This window comes from Streptomyces sp. NPDC104096, assembly GCF_055584385.1.
The window spans coordinates 437,172-452,291 of sequence record NZ_JBVJMD010000002.1; the positions used below are offsets into that span (position 1 = coordinate 437,172).

Genomic DNA, 15,120 nt, shown 5'->3' on the forward strand with positions numbered 1-15,120 from the left:
GGGCATGACGGAACCAACCGGGGCCCAACGGGACATGGAAGCCGTGTCGAAGTTCGTCGAATCCTTCGCGGCGCAGCTCGTCGAGGCGGGGATGCAGCGCATGCCCGCCCGCGTCTTCGCCGCGCTCCTGTCCTCCGACGAGGGCGCGCTGACCTCCACCGAGCTGGGGGAACAGCTGCGGATCAGTCCCGCGGCGGTCTCCGGGGCGGTGCGTTACCTGGCGCAGCAGCACATGGTGTCCCGGGAGCGCGAGCCCGGCTCGCGGCGGGAGCGGTACCGGGTGCACAGCAACCAGTGGTACGAGGCGCTCACCAACCGCGAGACCGTCCTCAGGCGGTGGGAAGGGGCGTTGCGGGAGGGGGTCGCGAGCCTCGGGGAGGAGACCCCGGCCGGACGCCGGATGGCCGAGACCCTCGCCTTCTTCGAGTTCGTCGACGGCGAGATCGCGGCCATGATGGAGCGGTGGCGGGCGCACCGCGAGCAGACCTTCGGGACCCCGGGGGCGTAGGGGCATCGGGAGACGGAGGCGCAGGGGTGCGGCCGTGCGGCTGTCCTACCCCACCGGCAGCGTCAGCCCCAGCCCCTCCTCCCACACCGTCCAGGTGCGCCTGCGGACCGGTCCCGCGACGCCCGCGTCCGCCCGGTAGCGGAAGTCCGCCCCGGACACGGTGACCAGCCGGCCCCGGGCCAGCAGCGGCGCCGCCTCCGAGCCCACCGACGACGGGCGCACCTCCACCGCGGCCACTCCGGCACCGTCCGGCGCCACCGACACCGCCTCCACCGGCTGGTCCAGGTCGACCAGGGTCACCCCGTCGACCTCCACCCGCAGCCGGGACGGCCCCTGCCGGGGCGCGGCGGGCGCGGACGGGGCCCGGTGCGGCCGGGCCGGCACCAGGGTCCGTACGAAGGACTGGCAGGTCCGCAGCCAGGGGTGCGCCGGGTCGGCCGGGGCCCCCTCGGGGACCAGGAACATCGGGACCGGCGGGATCCGCAGCGCCCCCAGCACCACTCCGTCGCTGTCGTCGACCAGCAGGTCCAGCCGGCGCGGGGCGCCGTCCAGCACCGCGCGTGCCGCCGCCACGGTCCCGGTGGGCACCCCCAGCGAACGGGCCACCGAGAGCGCGCTGCCCACCGGCACCATCGACAGCACGCATCCGGCCAGCTCCCGCTGCCGGTGCAAAAGGGACACCGCCCGTACGAGGGCGCCGTCGTCGCCGACGACGACCGGCCGGCGGGACCCTCGACGGGTCAGCGCGCGGGCGAACTCCTCGGGTCCGTCCGGCAGACAGACCTTCGTCGCCGCACCCGCGCTGAGCACGTCTTTCGCGATCCGTACGGCCTCGCCGTCCGTCTGCCGGGCGACCGGGTCGATGACCACCAGCAACGGGTCGGAAGTCGCCACCTCGGTCCTGCCTCGCTTCCTCGGGTAGCATCTTTGTGCAAGAGCCCCTTGCGCTATTGCGCCAGGGGCTTCGTCTATATCCGGGGCATCCGGGTCGACGGGTTGGCGGCCGACGACGGCCGCAGGCGGCCGACGAAGGTCGCCGGTTGTACACGGCACACAGGCGTGCCGCGTACGCCCCTGACCTTGGACATGCCCCGCCCGGAAGGGGTGTACGCGCGTGCCCGCACTTGTGCTGCTCGGTGCTCAGTGGGGTGACGAAGGCAAGGGAAAGGCGACGGACCTGCTGGGCGGATCCGTTGATTATGTGGTGCGCTACCAGGGCGGCAACAACGCCGGCCACACGGTGGTCGTGGGCGACCAGAAGTATGCCCTTCACCTCCTCCCTTCCGGAATCCTGTCCCCGGGGTGCATCCCCGTCATCGGCAACGGTGTCGTGGTCGACCCGTCGGTCCTGCTCTCCGAGCTGAGCGGTCTGAACGAGCGCGGCGTCGACACGTCCAAGCTTCTGATCAGCGGAAACGCTCACATCATCACGCCTTACAACGTCACCGTCGACAAGGTGACGGAACGCTTCCTCGGGAAGCGGAAGATCGGCACGACCGGTCGCGGCATCGGGCCGACCTACGCGGACAAGATCAACCGCGTGGGCATCCGGGTGCAGGACCTGTACGACGAGTCGATCCTGACCCAGAAGGTCGAGGCGGCTCTGGACGTCAAGAACCAGGTCCTCACCAAGCTCTACAACCGCCGCGCGATCGCCGTCGACCAGGTGGTCGAGGAGCTGCTGGGCTACGCGGACAAGCTCCAGCCGTACGTCGCCGACACCGTCCTCGTCCTCAACCAGGCGCTCGAGAACGACAAGGTGGTCCTCTTCGAGGGCGGCCAGGGCACGCTGCTGGACATCGACCACGGCACCTATCCCTTCGTCACCTCGTCCAACCCGACCGCGGGCGGCGCCTGCACGGGCGCGGGCGTGGGCCCGACGAAGATCAGCCGGGTCATCGGCATCCTCAAGGCCTACACGACCCGGGTCGGCGCGGGCCCGTTCCCGACCGAGCTGTTCGACGCGGACGGCGAGGCGCTGCGCCGGATCGGCGGCGAGCGCGGTGTCACCACCGGCCGCGACCGTCGCTGCGGCTGGTTCGACGCGGTCATCGCCCGCTACGCGACCCGTGTGAACGGTCTGACCGACTTCTTCCTCACCAAGCTCGACGTCCTCACCGGCTGGGAGGAGATCCCGGTCTGCGTCGCGTACGAGATCGACGGCAAGCGCGTCGAGGAACTGCCTTACTCGCAGAGCGACTTCCACCACGCGAAGCCGGTCTACGAGACGCTCCCCGGCTGGTCCGAGGACATCACCAAGGCGAAGTCGTTCTCCGACCTGCCGAAGAACGCCCAGGCGTACGTGAAGGCGCTGGAGGAGATGTCCGGCGCCCCGATCTCCGCGATCGGCGTGGGCCCGGGCCGGACCGAGACGATCGAGATCAACTCGTTCCTCTAGGACCGGTCGGCCGGCCGTGCCCGGTCCGTTCCTGAAACCCGCTGAGGGGCGCCCTTCCGGGCGCCCCTCAGCTCGTGTGCGGGCCGGTGCCGCGTCAGCTGAACACGATCATCGACCCCTGCGCCAGGCTCCGGGTCGCGGCCGCGTGCAGGCCCAGCCAGACGTGGCGTTCCCGGGCGAAGGGGCTCGGGTCGTACGGCGCCGGGGCGGCGGGCTGCTCCAGCTCCGTCGGGGTGGGCGGGGGTTCGGGGGTGAGGGGCGGGTTGGCCGCGTCGATGCCGATCACCGGGGCGACCAGCTCCAGTTCCCGCAGCAGGGACTGCGAGGAGCCCAGCGGGCCGCCGCCGGCCAGGAGGTCGTCGTCGGCCAGGGGGCGCGGGAAGTCCACCGGGACGTAGGCGCCCGCGTGGTCGTAGTGCCAGACCAGGTGCGACTGCTGGGCCGTCGCCTCGAACATCTCCAGGAGCTGCTCGTAGTCGCCGCCCAGGTCGTCCACCGGGGTCACCGGCAGGCCGCACACCTGGAGGAGGTAGGCGCGGCGCAGGAAGTGCAGGGCGTCGTAGTCGAAGCCCGCCACCGGTGCGACCTCGCCGGACAGCCCCGGCATGTACTGGTACACCGGCACCGGCGGCAGTCCGGCCTGGGCGAGCACCTTGTTGTACTGCGCGAGTTCCTCGGCGAACGGGTTGTCGGGCGTGTGGCACAAGACGTCGACGAGCGGTACCAGCCACAGGTCACAGGCCAAAGAGAGCTCCTCGCTCAACGTGTAGCACGGCGGTCAGGGAAGGGAAGAGTAGTCGGTCCGGCGGAGGTTCAGCTCCCCTTGTGCAGGTCCCATACCCATACCCCGCCGGTCCACCTACCGGGTCGGCCGACCAGCTTCTCCAGGGCCTGGCGCAGCGCGGTGTCGTTGGGCTGCGGGGCGAGGACGAGCGCGCCCGCCTTCCAGAAGGCGAAGTCCTGCGCGGCCTGCGCCTTCCAGTTGCCGCCGATCTCCGGGACCTTGCCCGAGTAGCGGATGTCCCGCAGCAGGCTGGAGGTCTCGCGCGGGGAGGCTCCGTAGATGCCGATGCGGTCCTCGCCGTAGGGGCCGTTGAAGTAGCCGCCGGGGAGCTTGAAGCCGAGGCCCGCGACCGTCTGCCAGTGCAGGGCCTCCGCGTTGCCGGGGTCGGGCAGCGGCACCGGGACCAGGCTCTCGCCGTCGCGGACGTACGACTTCCACAGGCCGTCCGCGATGAAGGCGGGGACGGCCACGCGGTCCGTCGACTTCAGCGGCGCGGGGACCACCGGGAGCAGGGCGAGCGAGACGGCCAGCAGCCCGGTGTAGACCGTGCCGATCCGGCGGATCGTGGCCAGCCGCTCGATCGCGAGCGCCAGGAGCATGCCGAGGACGGGGGCGCAGACCATCGCGAACCGGCCCTCGATGACCGACTCGAACAGCGGCATGTCCGACAGCAGGGCCCAGGGGCCGGGCAGGACCGTTTCGGTGAGCGGGACGCGGATCCTCGGACCCATCGACAGGACGGCCGCGGCCAGCGCCGTGAACGCCAGCGCCTTGACCAGGACCCGTTCCCACAGCCGTACGGTGATCGCGAAGGCGAGCAGGACCAGCGGCCAGCCGTAGAAGGCGTTCTGCTCGGTCGGGTTCAGGGAGAGGGCGTTCGCGCGCGCGGCGTCGCCCGCGATCAGGGAGCGTTCGGCGAAGGCGAGCAGGGCGAGCGGGCTGTTGCCCGCGCCGGTGCCGTGCAGGACGCTCTGATAGCTCTGCGGTCCGGCGAACTGCCAGGCCAGCGGGTAGCAGATGATCGGCAGACAGACCGCGGCGGCGATCGGCAGGCCGCGCAGCAGCGGCCGCCGGGCCGCCTTCGCCACGTCCCGGCGCAGCAGCCCGTAGGCGCCGGCGAACAGCAGCATCCCGACCGCCGCGAGCAGCAGCGGCTCCTCGCCGAGGAAGACCTGGTAGGCCGTCATCAGGCCGAGGACCACCGCGTCCCTGACCACCGCGGTGCCGGCGCACAGCCGCAGCGCGCGGTCGACGATCAGCGGGACCATGAACAGGATCACGAAGTTGGGGTGGGCGTTGGCGTGGCTGACCATCGGCGGCGCGAAGGCGGCCAGCGAGGCGCCGAGGAAGGCCGCCGGCCGCTGCCGTACGACCCGCTTGACGATCAGCCAGTACCAGGCGGCCGCGGTGGCGGCCAGGCCCAGGGTCATGCACAGGCTCAGCGCGAGCGCCGGGCCGAACAGCAGGGTGAGCGGGGCGAACGGCACCGACAGGCCCAGCATGACCGTGTTGGCCATGAGGTTGACGCCGTTCGGGAAGCCCTGGAGGTCGGTGAGGAGCGGGTCGCGCAGATGGGCGACGCTGTCGGCGGTCACCGCGAAGAACCATTCCCACTGGTTCTGGTCCTGGAGGGAGTCCGGGAGGTAGCGGTGGGCCGGGTCGAAGAAGCGGCCCGAGTACAGGGCCGTCGCCATGAGCAGGAAGAGCAGGACCGCGAAGGCGTCGGCGGGGCGCAGGGCGCGGAGCTTGAGGCGGCCCAGTTCGCCGAGGACCCGGACGTAGTCGAGGGGCCGCACCTTCGACCCGGACTGGTGGGACCAGCTCACCGGGACCTCGGCGAGCGGCCAGTCGGCGCGGCGGAAGTACTGGAGGACCTCGACGTCTATGCCCCAGCCGTCGAGGCGGGAGGCGGCGAAGGCGGCCCGCGCCCGGTCGCCGTCGAACAGCTTGAAGCCGCACTGGGTGTCGCGTATCCCGGGGACCGCGACGCTGCGTATCAGGAAGTTCCCGGCGCGGCCGAGCAGTTCGCGCAGCCGGTGCTGGCGGCTCCCGATCGTCGCGCCCGGCACCGAACGGGAGCCGACGGCCGCCGCGTCGCCCTCGCCGAGTGCCTTGTCGAGCTTCTCCAGCTCCTCGATCGGCGCCGCCAGGTCGGCGTCCGTGACCAGCACGCGCCGGCCGCGCGAGGCGGCCACGCCGATCCGCAGGGCGTGGCCCTTGCCCCGGTTGTGCGGGCTCGCGACCAGCTGGATCCGGGGGTCCCGGCGGGCGGTGACGATGTCCCGGGTGGTGTCGGTGGAGCCGTCGTCGGCGACCACGATCTCCCACTCGCCCCAGCGGCCCCCGGGCTCGCCCAGATAACGGGTGATCGCGTCGAGGGTGGGGCCGAGCCGCCGCTCCTCGTTGTAGGCGGGGACGACGACGGTCAGGTCGACGCGGTCTCCCCCGGCGCCGCTCATCCGTGCGCCTGTCGCTCGATGAGGACCAGGGAGTGCGCGTTGTACTCCTCGACGATCGCCCGGGCGGTGGTGGTGTCGTACTGGGCCAGGGCGTCGACCAGCCGGGTGTGGCCGGACCACAGCCGGCCGCGCAGATCGCCCTGGTGACGCAGGTGCTGCACCGCGCACACCCAGGACTGCACGCGCAGCCGGTTGAGGAAGTCGACGAGGTAGGGGTTGCCGAACAGGGCGCTGAGCTCCCGCCAGAACCGCAGGTCGTAGCCGATCAGCACGGCCAGGTCACCGGCGTCGGCGGCGCGCTGCGCCTCCTCGCCGCGGCGGCGCACGGCCGCGACGGCGGCGGCGACCCGCGGGTCCGACAGGTCCCGGAACCGTTTGTGGCCGGATTCGAGCGCGTGGAACATGCCTTCGGTGACCAGACCGCGGGCCTCGACGATGCCCCGGAAGTCCGCGACCGAGTACTCGTGGACGCGGAAACCGCGGTGCTGGTCGGCCTCCAGGAGGCCCTGCGCGGAGAGATCGACCAGTGCCTCGCGCACCGGGGTCGCGGAGACGCCGTACTGGTCGGCGATCTCCTTCACCGTGAACTCCTGCCCCGGCTGCAACCGACCGGCCAGCACCTCGTCACGAAGCGCGTCCGCGATCTGCTGGCGCAGGGTACTGCGGGTCACGGAGCCGTTGCCGCTGGGGCCGGGCATGGTCAGGGGGTCTCCCTCGTCGCGTGGCAGGTGGCGTGCTCGTCCGCAGCGCTCGTGCATGTATACGAGCACGCCACCTTACGCGTTCGGGTTCCCCGACCGTGGGGACCAGGCGTCACTCCGTGTGTTCGTCGGCCACCGACAGCGCGGCGTCCAGGGCGGCCAGACCCTCCTTCAGTTCCGCCTCGCTCGCGTTGCACGGCGGCACGAAGTGGGTCCGGTTCATGTTGACGAAGGGCCACACGCCGTTCTTCTTCGCGGCGGCGCCGAACGCGGCCATCGGCGCGTTCGCCTCACCGGCCGCGTTGTACGGCACCAGGGGTTCCCGGGTCTCCCGGTTCTTGACCAGGTCGAGCGCCCAGAACATGCCGACACCGCGCACCTCGCCGACGCTCGGGTGACGCTGCGCCAGCTCCCGCAGCCCCGGTCCGACGACGGACGCGCCCAGCGTCGCCGCGTTCTCGACGATGCCCTCCTCGGCCATCACATCGATCGTCGCGACGGCGGCCGCGCAGGCCAGCGGGTGACCGGAGTACGTCAGCCCGCCGGGGTAGGGCCGCCGGGCGAAGGTCTCCGCGATCGCACCGCTGATCGCGACCCCGCCGAGCGGCACGTAACCGGAGTTCACGCCCTTGGCGAAGGTCATCAGGTCCGGCACCACGCCGGCCAGGTCGGCAGCGAACCACTCACCGGTGCGCCCGAACCCGGACATGACCTCGTCCAGGACGAAGACGATCCCGTACTTGTCGCAGAGCTCGCGCACCCCGGCCAGATAGCCCGGCGGCGGCACCATGATCCCGGCCGTGCCCGGAATGCCCTCCAGGACGATCGCGGCGATCGTCGAGGGGCCCTCGAAGGCGATCGTCGTCTCCAGGTGCTCCAGCGCCCGCGCGCACTCCTGCTCCTCGGTCTCGGCGTAGAAGCGGGAGCGGTAGAGGAACGGCGCCCAGAAGTGCACGACCCCGGCCGAGCCGCTGTCGGAGGCCCAGCGGCGCGGGTCGCCGGTCATGTTGATCGCCTGCTGGGTGCCGCCGTGGTACGAGCGGTACGCCGAGAGCACCTTGGAGCGGCCGGTGTGCAGCCGGGCCATGCGCACGGCGTGCTCCACCGCGTCGGCGCCGCCGTTGGTGAAGAAGATCTTGTCCAGGTCGCCGGGGGTCCGCTCGGCGATCAGCCGGGCCGCCTCCGAGCGGGCCTCGACGGCGAAGGCCGGCGCGAACGTGGACAGGGTCGCGGCCTGTTCCTGGATCGCGGCGACGACCTTCGGGTGCTGGTAGCCGATGTTCGTGAAGACGAGTCCGCTGGTGAGATCGAGGTAGCGGTTGCCGTCGTAGTCCCAGAAGTACGACCCCTGCGCGCCGGCGACGGCGAGCGGGTCGATGAGCTCCTGGGCGGACCAGGAGTGGAAGACGTGCGCGCGGTCCGCGGCCTTCACGGCGGCGCCGGCCTGGGGGTCGGTCTGAGGCGTCATGGCGGCGAGCGTAAATGTCCGCCCCACGCGGGCGACAGCGGCGTCCTGTCTGCGGACGACCGCTTTTTGCGACAGGTTGTCCACGTGTACCGGCGACCGGGGCAGGCCGAGGGCCCGGTGCGGGCCGGCGGTCGTCCGGGGGGCCGCCCCCGGACGACTCGCCCGGGGACCGGATTATTCTCGCTGCATTGCTCACCTGTGGGGGGAAGGCGGCGCGGTCATGGAGAAGCTGAGGCCAGGGGATCCGCCGCAGATCGGCGCGTACCGGCTGCTGGCGCGGCTCGGGGCCGGCGGGATGGGCCAGGTGTACCTGGCGCGCTCGGACCGGGGGCGGACCGTCGCGGTGAAGCTGGTGCGCCGTGAGCTGGCCGAGCAGGAGGTGTTCCGGGCCAGGTTCCGCCAGGAGGTGCAGGCGGCGAGCCGGGTCGGCGGGCACTGGACGGCGCCGGTGCTGGACGCGGACACCGAGGCCGCCGTGCCGTGGGTGGCCACGAGCTATGTCGCCGGGCCGAGCCTCCAGCGGGTCGTCGGGCAGGACCACGGGGCCCTGCCCGAGCGGTCGGTGCGCGTCCTGGCCGCCGGGCTCGCCCAGGCGCTCGGGGACATCCACGCCGCCGGGATCGTCCACCGCGACCTCAAGCCGTCCAACGTGCTGGTGACCATAGACGGTCCGCGGGTCATCGACTTCGGGATCGCGCGGGCCCTGGAGACGCCGACCGAGAACGGGCTGACCCGCACCGGCTCGCTCGTCGGATCACCCGGCTTCATGGCCCCCGAGCAGGTGCGCGGCGACCGGGTCACGCCCGCGTGCGACGTGTTCTGCCTCGGCTCGCTGCTCGCGTACGCCGCGACCGGCGCGCTGCCCTTCGGGCCGGCGGACAGCGGGGTGCACGCCCAGATGTTCCGCATCGCCCAGGAGGAGCCCGACCTGACGGGTGTGCCCGAGGGCATCGCCGAACTCGTCCGCGCCTGTCTGAAGAAGGACCCGGCGGCCCGGCCCTCGCTCGCCGCGATCCTGGAGCGGACGGGCGCGCAGGACACCGTGGCGGGCGGCCGCTCGCGCGATCCCTGGCTGCCCGCGGTACTGGTGGCCCAACTCGGGCGGCACGCGATGCGGTTGCTGGAGACGGAGAACCCCGCGGACGCGACGCGACCGGGCGACGGGGAGGGGCGGGGAGGCGACGGAGGCCGGGGGAGCCCGGAGGCCCTGGAAGGGGCCGGTCCTGCGCAGGGAACCGGCGAGGGGGCCGACGAGGGGAGCATCCCCGCGCAGGGAACCGCTCCCGGCCAGGCTCCCGTCTTCGGTCCGGCTCCCGCCCCCGGGCACACTCCCGCCCCCGGGCACACTCCCGCCCCGGAGACCGGCTTTGGGCACACCCCCGCCCCGGAGGCCGCCCCCGAGCACGCGTCCGCCGCGGACGACGGCTCCCCCGCGGACGCGGGCTCCGGGAGACCGCCCGCGCCGGCCCCGGCACGACGGGCGGACCTGCCGGCCCCGGCCCCCGTCCACCCCGCCCACGGCCACCCCCAGCACCCGCAACAGCACCCCGCCCAGCACCCGGCCTACGGCCGGCTCCGGCACGGCGCGTCCGGGCCGCAGGGGCCGTACCACCCCTACGGCGACCCCGGCCCCGCACCCTCGTACAGCCTCCCGCCCGTCGGCGCGACCGTGTTCCACCAGCCCGGCGGCCCCCAGGAGGCGCAGCCGCGCGACGGCCGCTCCACGGCTCTCCTCGTCGTGATCGCCCTGGTCGTCGCGCTGGCCGCGGGCGGCTCGGTGTTCGCCCTGATGAGCGGGGGCGGGCGCCCCGGCACCGGCCCCACCGCCGCGCCGACCGCCGCCGCCCCCGCCTCGGCGCCTCCCACGGCCCCCGGCCCTTCCGGAAGCCGCCCGGCGAGTTCGGGGCCCGCCTCCGGGACGCCCGCCGACGGAGCCGTTCCCGAGGCGTACCTCGGCACCTGGGCCGCGACGATCGACAGCGCCGCCGGCCCGAACACCCGTCGGCTGACCATCCGGCAGGGCCGGGTGGGCGACGCGCTCCTCACGCTGGTCGCCGAAGGACCCGCGGGACAGGGCACGTACCACTGCGAGTTCACCGCGCACCTGACCCGGAAGCCGGGCGCGGACGGCCCGTTGGAGATCGGTCCGTCCACCGTGATCTCCGGCGAGCCGCGTTCGTCCTGCTCGCCGGGTGCGGCGACCGAGGTCACCCTGCTGCCGAGCGGCGGCCTGGAGCGCGTGAACACCAGCACGGGGGAGTCGCTGACGTACGTCAGAGGGTGAGCAAGTGCCCTCGCGCGCAGGCGTAGTTGAACGTACGGCGAACTTCGCAGGCGTGGCCTGGAATGCCCGTTCGCGCGGCCTTACGGTGACCGCACGATTTCGGCTCGGGGCAGCGGCGGGGGCACCCACGGTGGAGTGGCTGAGCGCAGAGAACGTCGTGGCCGTGGGGACCGCGGTCATCGGCATCGTCGCGTCGGGCGTCATGGTCTGGTACGAGCGCCGGGTGCCGCGCCGCAAGCGGATCGGCTACCGCGTGCAGATGGACAACCCGATCGGCGACGACGTCAGATCGGGCCGGGCCAACAGACGGCTGGGCCTGTTCGACGAGGCCCCGGGGATGGCGGACGCCACGCTCGTCCTGCTGCGGATAGAGAACGACGGTTCGCAGAGCATCGCCGACAACGACTACACCGGACGTGAACTGCACGGTCTGACCGCGGTGTTCACCGAGCGCACCATCCGGGGTGTCTCGGTCACCCAGCCGTCCGGGACCGACCACCTCATGGACCACTTCACCCCGGCCGCCGGGCTCGGCTACGAGGGCAACACCCTGCGCATCCCGCGCGTCCCGCTCAACCGCGGCGACCATTTCAAGCTGCTCGTGCTGCTCTCCGGCGGCGACGTGGGCTGCGAGATCCGGCTCAGCGGCGGCATCCGGGACGGGGAGGTGCACCCCAACCGCAGCGCGACCCCGGACGAGAAGCCGCCCCTGTTCAGCCGCGCGGCCCGGATGATCAGCATCATGCTCACGCTCAGCGTGCTGACCCTCGCCGGCATCGTCGTGTCCGGCGACGGGACCCCGCCGCCCATCGGCTGCGCGCACGGCACCCTGACGGTCACCGGCTCGACGGCCTTCGCCCCGGTGCTGAAGGAGGTCGCGCAGAAGTACCGGCAGGACTGCGAGGGTGCGACGGTGGTGGTCGACGCGCACGGGTCGACGGCGGGCATCCGGGACCTGGCGGCGGCCGGCGAGGACGGCAAGGGCGGCGAGGGCACGCCGTCCCTGATCGCCCTCTCCGACGGACCCAAGCCCGGCGGCATGCCCGAGCTGCGGGAGAACCGGATCGCGGTGTCGGTCTTCGCGCTCGTCGTCAACGACGACGTCCCGCTGAGGAACCTGTCGACCCGGGACGTACGGCGTCTTTACCGCGGCGAGATCACCAACTGGCGGCAGCTGGGCGGGCCGGACCTGGCCGTGCGCATGGTCAGCCGGGACGCCAACTCCGGGACCCGGCAGGTCTTCCAGCGCCGGGTGCTGGGCCGGGGCGAGATCGCGAACTCCTCCGTCGACTGCGTGCACAAGGACGACCGGACGGCGCCGGTGATCCGCTGCGAGCTGGACTCGACGGACCAGGTGCTGTCGACGGTCGCCGACCTGCCCGGCGCGATCGGCTACAGCGAGCTCAACGCGGCCGACCGCGCGCCGGGCCTGCACCATGTGGACCTCGACGCCGACCCGCCGTCCGTCGACGCCATCGAGCACGGCACGAGCGGCTACCCGTACCGGGAGATCGAGTACGCCTACACCTACGGCCGGCCCCCGGCCGACTCGCTGGCGTCGAGCTTCCTGACGTATCTCTCGCGCGGCAACGGCCAGGACGTGATCCGCACCCATGGGCACATACCGTGCTGGACGCCGGAGGGCATGAAACTCTGCGCGTAGCCGCACGGCCCCCGCTGTCGTTCCCGCGGGTTCAGCGGGGCTCGGGCGGGCGCTGCCGCGGCATGTTCGGCCGGGTCGGGCCCGGTGGCAGGGGGAAGCGGCCCGGTCCGGACCCGGCGTCCTGCCGGGGCACGGAGGCCATCGCCGACTGGATGCCCAGCGGCGCCGACCCGGTGCGGAACTCCACCATCCAGTCGGCGGTCTCCGTACGCACCAGCTCGGTCACGTCCTCCGAGAACCTCCGCAGCACGCCCAGGCAGCGTTCGGCGGCCTCGCCGGCGGTGCCCTCCGTCGGTCCCAGCACCTCCCGCACGCTCTCCGAGGCCCAGTCGAACTGGAGCAGCTGGAGCCGCCGCTGGACCGCCTGCGCGGTCGCCACGTCCCTTATCCATCCCGAGGTCACCCCGAAGAACCGGTCGACGCCCACGCACGCCCCCGCCAGCAGCAGCGCGAGATACCCCCAGGGCGCCGCCCCGCCGACGACCCCGGTGAAGTCCAGGAAGGGCAGCGCGGCCCCCGAGACCGCCCCGGCCGCGGCACCGGCGCGCAAGCCCCACGCGGCCCGCCGCTTGCCCACCCGGTCGGACAGGTACCAGGCCGCGGTCTCCAGCGCCCCGCGCTCCACCCACCGGTACAGCTCGTCCAGTCGCGCGGCGGGCTCGCCCCAGTCGCCGAGCGGGAACGTCCGCCCGGTCAGGTCGCCCGGCCGCGGCCCGGCCGGGCCCTCGCCCCGCCCGTCCTGAGGCGGACCCTCGGGCTGCATCTCCGGCTGACCCACCCGGCACTCCCTACTGATCCCGACCGATCACGTTGTGTGACGTACTGACATCCTCACATCGCGACACCGTGACGTCTGATGCTGATGCGCCGCACCCTTCCTACCGCCCAATGGGTGGCGAAGAGGCCGGTTTCAATGCTTTTCCGCCTGGAAGAGGGGCTTGATCAGGTATAGGACGGACAATCGTGTCACTCGAAAGAGTGCTAGGGCGATGCCTGCCTGGACCACGTAGGCTCGTGCCAGGCGAGGAAAACCTCGCCCCGACAGCCGTACGAAACCAGGAGCTGATCGTGATTCCCGGTGGTGGCCAGCCCAATATGCAGCAACTGCTCCAACAGGCCCAGAAGATGCAGCAGGACCTGGCGAGGGCGCAGGAGGAACTGGCGCGGACGGAGGTCGACGGTCAGTCGGGTGGCGGCCTGGTGCGGGCGACCGTGACGGGATCCGGCGAGCTGCGGGCGCTGAAGATCGACCCGAAGGCGGTGGACCCGGACGACACCGAGACCCTCGCCGACCTGGTCGTCGCGGCCGTCCAGGCGGCCAACGAGAACGCGCAGACGCTCCAGCAGCAGAAGCTCGGCCCGCTGGCCCAGGGGCTGGGCGGCGGCAGCGGCATCCCCGGCCTGCCGTTCTGACGTTCGAACCGAGTCGGGTCCGTACCGCCTTCCTCGAACGGGCGACGGCCAACTACGGTACGTACTGAAAGTCCTCGAAGAACCAGGAAGGGCAGTCCGTTGTACGAAGGCGTGGTCCAGGACCTCATCGACGAGCTGGGGCGGCTCCCCGGCGTCGGTCCCAAGAGCGCGCAGCGGATCGCCTTCCACATCCTCCAGGCGGAGCCGACGGACGTCCGTCGGCTCGCGCACGCCCTCCTCGAAGTGAAGGCGAAGGTCAGGTTCTGCGCGACCTGCGGCAATGTGGCGCAGGAGGAGCTGTGCGGGATCTGCCGCGACACCCGCCGCGACGCCACCGTCATCTGTGTGGTCGAGGAGCCCAAGGACGTCGTGGCCATCGAGCGCACCCGTGAGTTCCGCGGCCGCTACCACGTCCTGGGCGGCGCGATCAGCCCGATCGAGGGCGTGGGCCCGGACGACCTGCGGATACGGGAACTCCTGGCCCGCCTGGCCGACGGCGCGGTCACCGAGCTGATCCTGGCCACGGACCCGAATCTCGAGGGCGAGGCGACAGCGACGTATCTCGCCCGCATGATCAAGCCCATGGGCCTGAAGGTCACCCGCCTGGCCAGCGGCCTCCCGGTGGGTGGCGACCTGGAATACGCGGACGAGGTCACCCTCGGCCGCGCCTTCGAGGGGAGACGACTCCTAGATGTCTGACGCCACGCTGCACGCGATCGAGCCGAGTCCGGACGACTTCGCGGTCCAGATCGCGGACCAGATCGAGAGCTTCCTGGTAGCCGTCACCGAGGTCGCGAAGGGCGACGAGCCGGGCTCGACCGTCCCCTTCCTCCTGCTGGAGGTCTCCCAGCTGCTGCTGGCGGGCGGCCGGCTCGGCGCGCACGAGGACATCGTCCCCGACGAGCGCTACGAGCCCGACTCGGGCCCGGAGCCGGACGTGGACGACCTGCGCGAGAACCTGGCCCGCCTGCTGGACCCGGTCGACGTCTACTCGGAGGTCTTCGACCCCTACGAGCCCCGCAAGGCACCGGTCCCGGCCCGGATCTCCGACGACCTCGCGAACGTCATCACCGACCTGCGCCACGGCATGGCCCACTACCGCGCGGGCCGCATCACGGAGGCCCTGTGGTGGTGGCAGTTCTCCTACTTCTCCAACTGGGGCTCGACGGCCTCGGCCACGCTCAGGGCGCTGCACTCGGTGCTGGCCCACATCCGGCTGGACCAGCCCCTGGAGGAGCTGGACGGTCTGGACACGGACATGGACGTGAGCGACGACGCGCTGGAGATCGAGGCCGGCCGGGTCATGGCGGAGGAGATCGCGGGCCCGCTCGGGCTCGGTCCGGTCTCCTAGTGTTCCGAGTCGGGAATTCCATTCAGATGTGTAGGCTTGCCCTATGGCACGGATGGGGCGGCCGAAGGCCGAGTTGACGCTGTCGGACGAG

The 15,120-nt window shown here is 72.3% G+C and carries 13 protein-coding genes; 7 read left to right on the top strand and 6 right to left on the bottom strand.

Annotated elements, in window-relative coordinates; translation table 11 throughout:
• Positions 1 to 4 precede the first annotated feature (4 nt).
• Positions 5 to 508 carry a GbsR/MarR family transcriptional regulator gene (locus ACZ60B_RS04390; RefSeq protein WP_469384047.1) on the top strand — a complete coding sequence of 168 codons (504 nt, stop codon included), beginning with the start codon at positions 5 to 7 and terminating at the stop codon, positions 506 to 508.
• Positions 509 to 553: 45 nt separating this feature from the next.
• Here the strand turns inward: ACZ60B_RS04390 and ACZ60B_RS04395 are convergent, their stop codons facing one another.
• Positions 554 to 1,402 carry a diacylglycerol kinase family protein gene (locus tag ACZ60B_RS04395; RefSeq protein ID WP_469384049.1) on the bottom strand — a complete coding sequence of 283 codons (849 nt, stop codon included), beginning with the start codon at positions 1,400 to 1,402 and terminating at the stop codon, positions 554 to 556.
• A 220-nt stretch (positions 1,403 to 1,622) separates the two neighbouring features.
• Between ACZ60B_RS04395 and ACZ60B_RS04400 the strand changes: the two genes are divergently transcribed.
• Positions 1,623 to 2,906 (top strand): adenylosuccinate synthase, encoded by a 1,284-nt coding sequence (locus ACZ60B_RS04400; protein WP_469384051.1) that lies wholly within the window; start codon positions 1,623 to 1,625, stop codon positions 2,904 to 2,906.
• Between the two features lie 94 nt (positions 2,907 to 3,000).
• Here the strand turns inward: ACZ60B_RS04400 and ACZ60B_RS04405 are convergent, their stop codons facing one another.
• From ACZ60B_RS04405 to ACZ60B_RS04420, 4 genes are all read right to left on the bottom strand, one after another.
• Complete coding sequence (locus ACZ60B_RS04405; protein WP_450661262.1) at positions 3,001 to 3,651, bottom strand: hypothetical protein; 651 nt, start codon at positions 3,649 to 3,651, stop codon at positions 3,001 to 3,003.
• A 68-nt stretch (positions 3,652 to 3,719) separates the two neighbouring features.
• Positions 3,720 to 6,149 (bottom strand): glycosyltransferase, encoded by a 2,430-nt coding sequence (locus ACZ60B_RS04410; RefSeq protein ID WP_469384053.1) that lies wholly within the window; start codon positions 6,147 to 6,149, stop codon positions 3,720 to 3,722.
• Positions 6,146 to 6,847, bottom strand: a complete 702-nt coding sequence (locus tag ACZ60B_RS04415; protein ID WP_469384054.1) for a GntR family transcriptional regulator — start codon at positions 6,845 to 6,847, stop codon at positions 6,146 to 6,148. The genes ACZ60B_RS04410 and ACZ60B_RS04415 overlap by 4 nt, the downstream gene beginning before the upstream one ends.
• 115 nt (positions 6,848 to 6,962) lie before the next feature.
• Positions 6,963 to 8,318 carry an aminotransferase class III-fold pyridoxal phosphate-dependent enzyme gene (locus ACZ60B_RS04420; RefSeq protein ID WP_469384055.1) on the bottom strand — a complete coding sequence of 452 codons (1,356 nt, stop codon included), beginning with the start codon at positions 8,316 to 8,318 and terminating at the stop codon, positions 6,963 to 6,965.
• A 220-nt stretch (positions 8,319 to 8,538) separates the two neighbouring features.
• Here ACZ60B_RS04420 and ACZ60B_RS04425 point away from each other — a divergent pair, with 220 nt between their 5' ends.
• Together ACZ60B_RS04425 and ACZ60B_RS04430 are read left to right on the top strand one after the other, a co-directional pair.
• Positions 8,539 to 10,602, top strand: coding sequence for a serine/threonine-protein kinase (locus tag ACZ60B_RS04425; RefSeq protein ID WP_469384057.1), 2,064 nt, complete (start codon positions 8,539 to 8,541; stop codon positions 10,600 to 10,602).
• 130 nt (positions 10,603 to 10,732) lie between these two features.
• Positions 10,733 to 12,265 (top strand): substrate-binding domain-containing protein, encoded by a 1,533-nt coding sequence (locus tag ACZ60B_RS04430; protein WP_469384059.1) that lies wholly within the window; start codon positions 10,733 to 10,735, stop codon positions 12,263 to 12,265.
• A 31-nt stretch (positions 12,266 to 12,296) separates the two neighbouring features.
• Here ACZ60B_RS04430 and ACZ60B_RS04435 read toward each other — a convergent pair whose 3' ends face one another.
• Positions 12,297 to 13,043, bottom strand: a complete 747-nt coding sequence (locus ACZ60B_RS04435) for an SLATT domain-containing protein (protein ID WP_469384060.1) — start codon at positions 13,041 to 13,043, stop codon at positions 12,297 to 12,299.
• A gap of 290 nt (positions 13,044 to 13,333) precedes the next feature.
• Here ACZ60B_RS04435 and ACZ60B_RS04440 point away from each other — a divergent pair, with 290 nt between their 5' ends.
• The 3 genes from ACZ60B_RS04440 (at position 13,334) to ACZ60B_RS04450 (ending at position 15,029) form a co-directional block, all read left to right on the top strand.
• Entirely contained in the window at positions 13,334 to 13,678 is a 345-nt protein-coding gene (locus ACZ60B_RS04440) for a YbaB/EbfC family nucleoid-associated protein (RefSeq protein ID WP_162468483.1), read from the top strand.
• 99 nt (positions 13,679 to 13,777) lie between these two features.
• Positions 13,778 to 14,377, top strand: coding sequence for a recombination mediator RecR (recR, locus tag ACZ60B_RS04445; protein WP_450661269.1), 600 nt, complete (start codon positions 13,778 to 13,780; stop codon positions 14,375 to 14,377).
• Entirely contained in the window at positions 14,370 to 15,029 is a 660-nt protein-coding gene (locus tag ACZ60B_RS04450; protein ID WP_469384062.1) for a DUF5063 domain-containing protein, read from the top strand. Before recR ends, ACZ60B_RS04450 begins: the two co-directional genes overlap by 8 nt.
• Positions 15,030 to 15,120 lie beyond the last annotated feature (91 nt).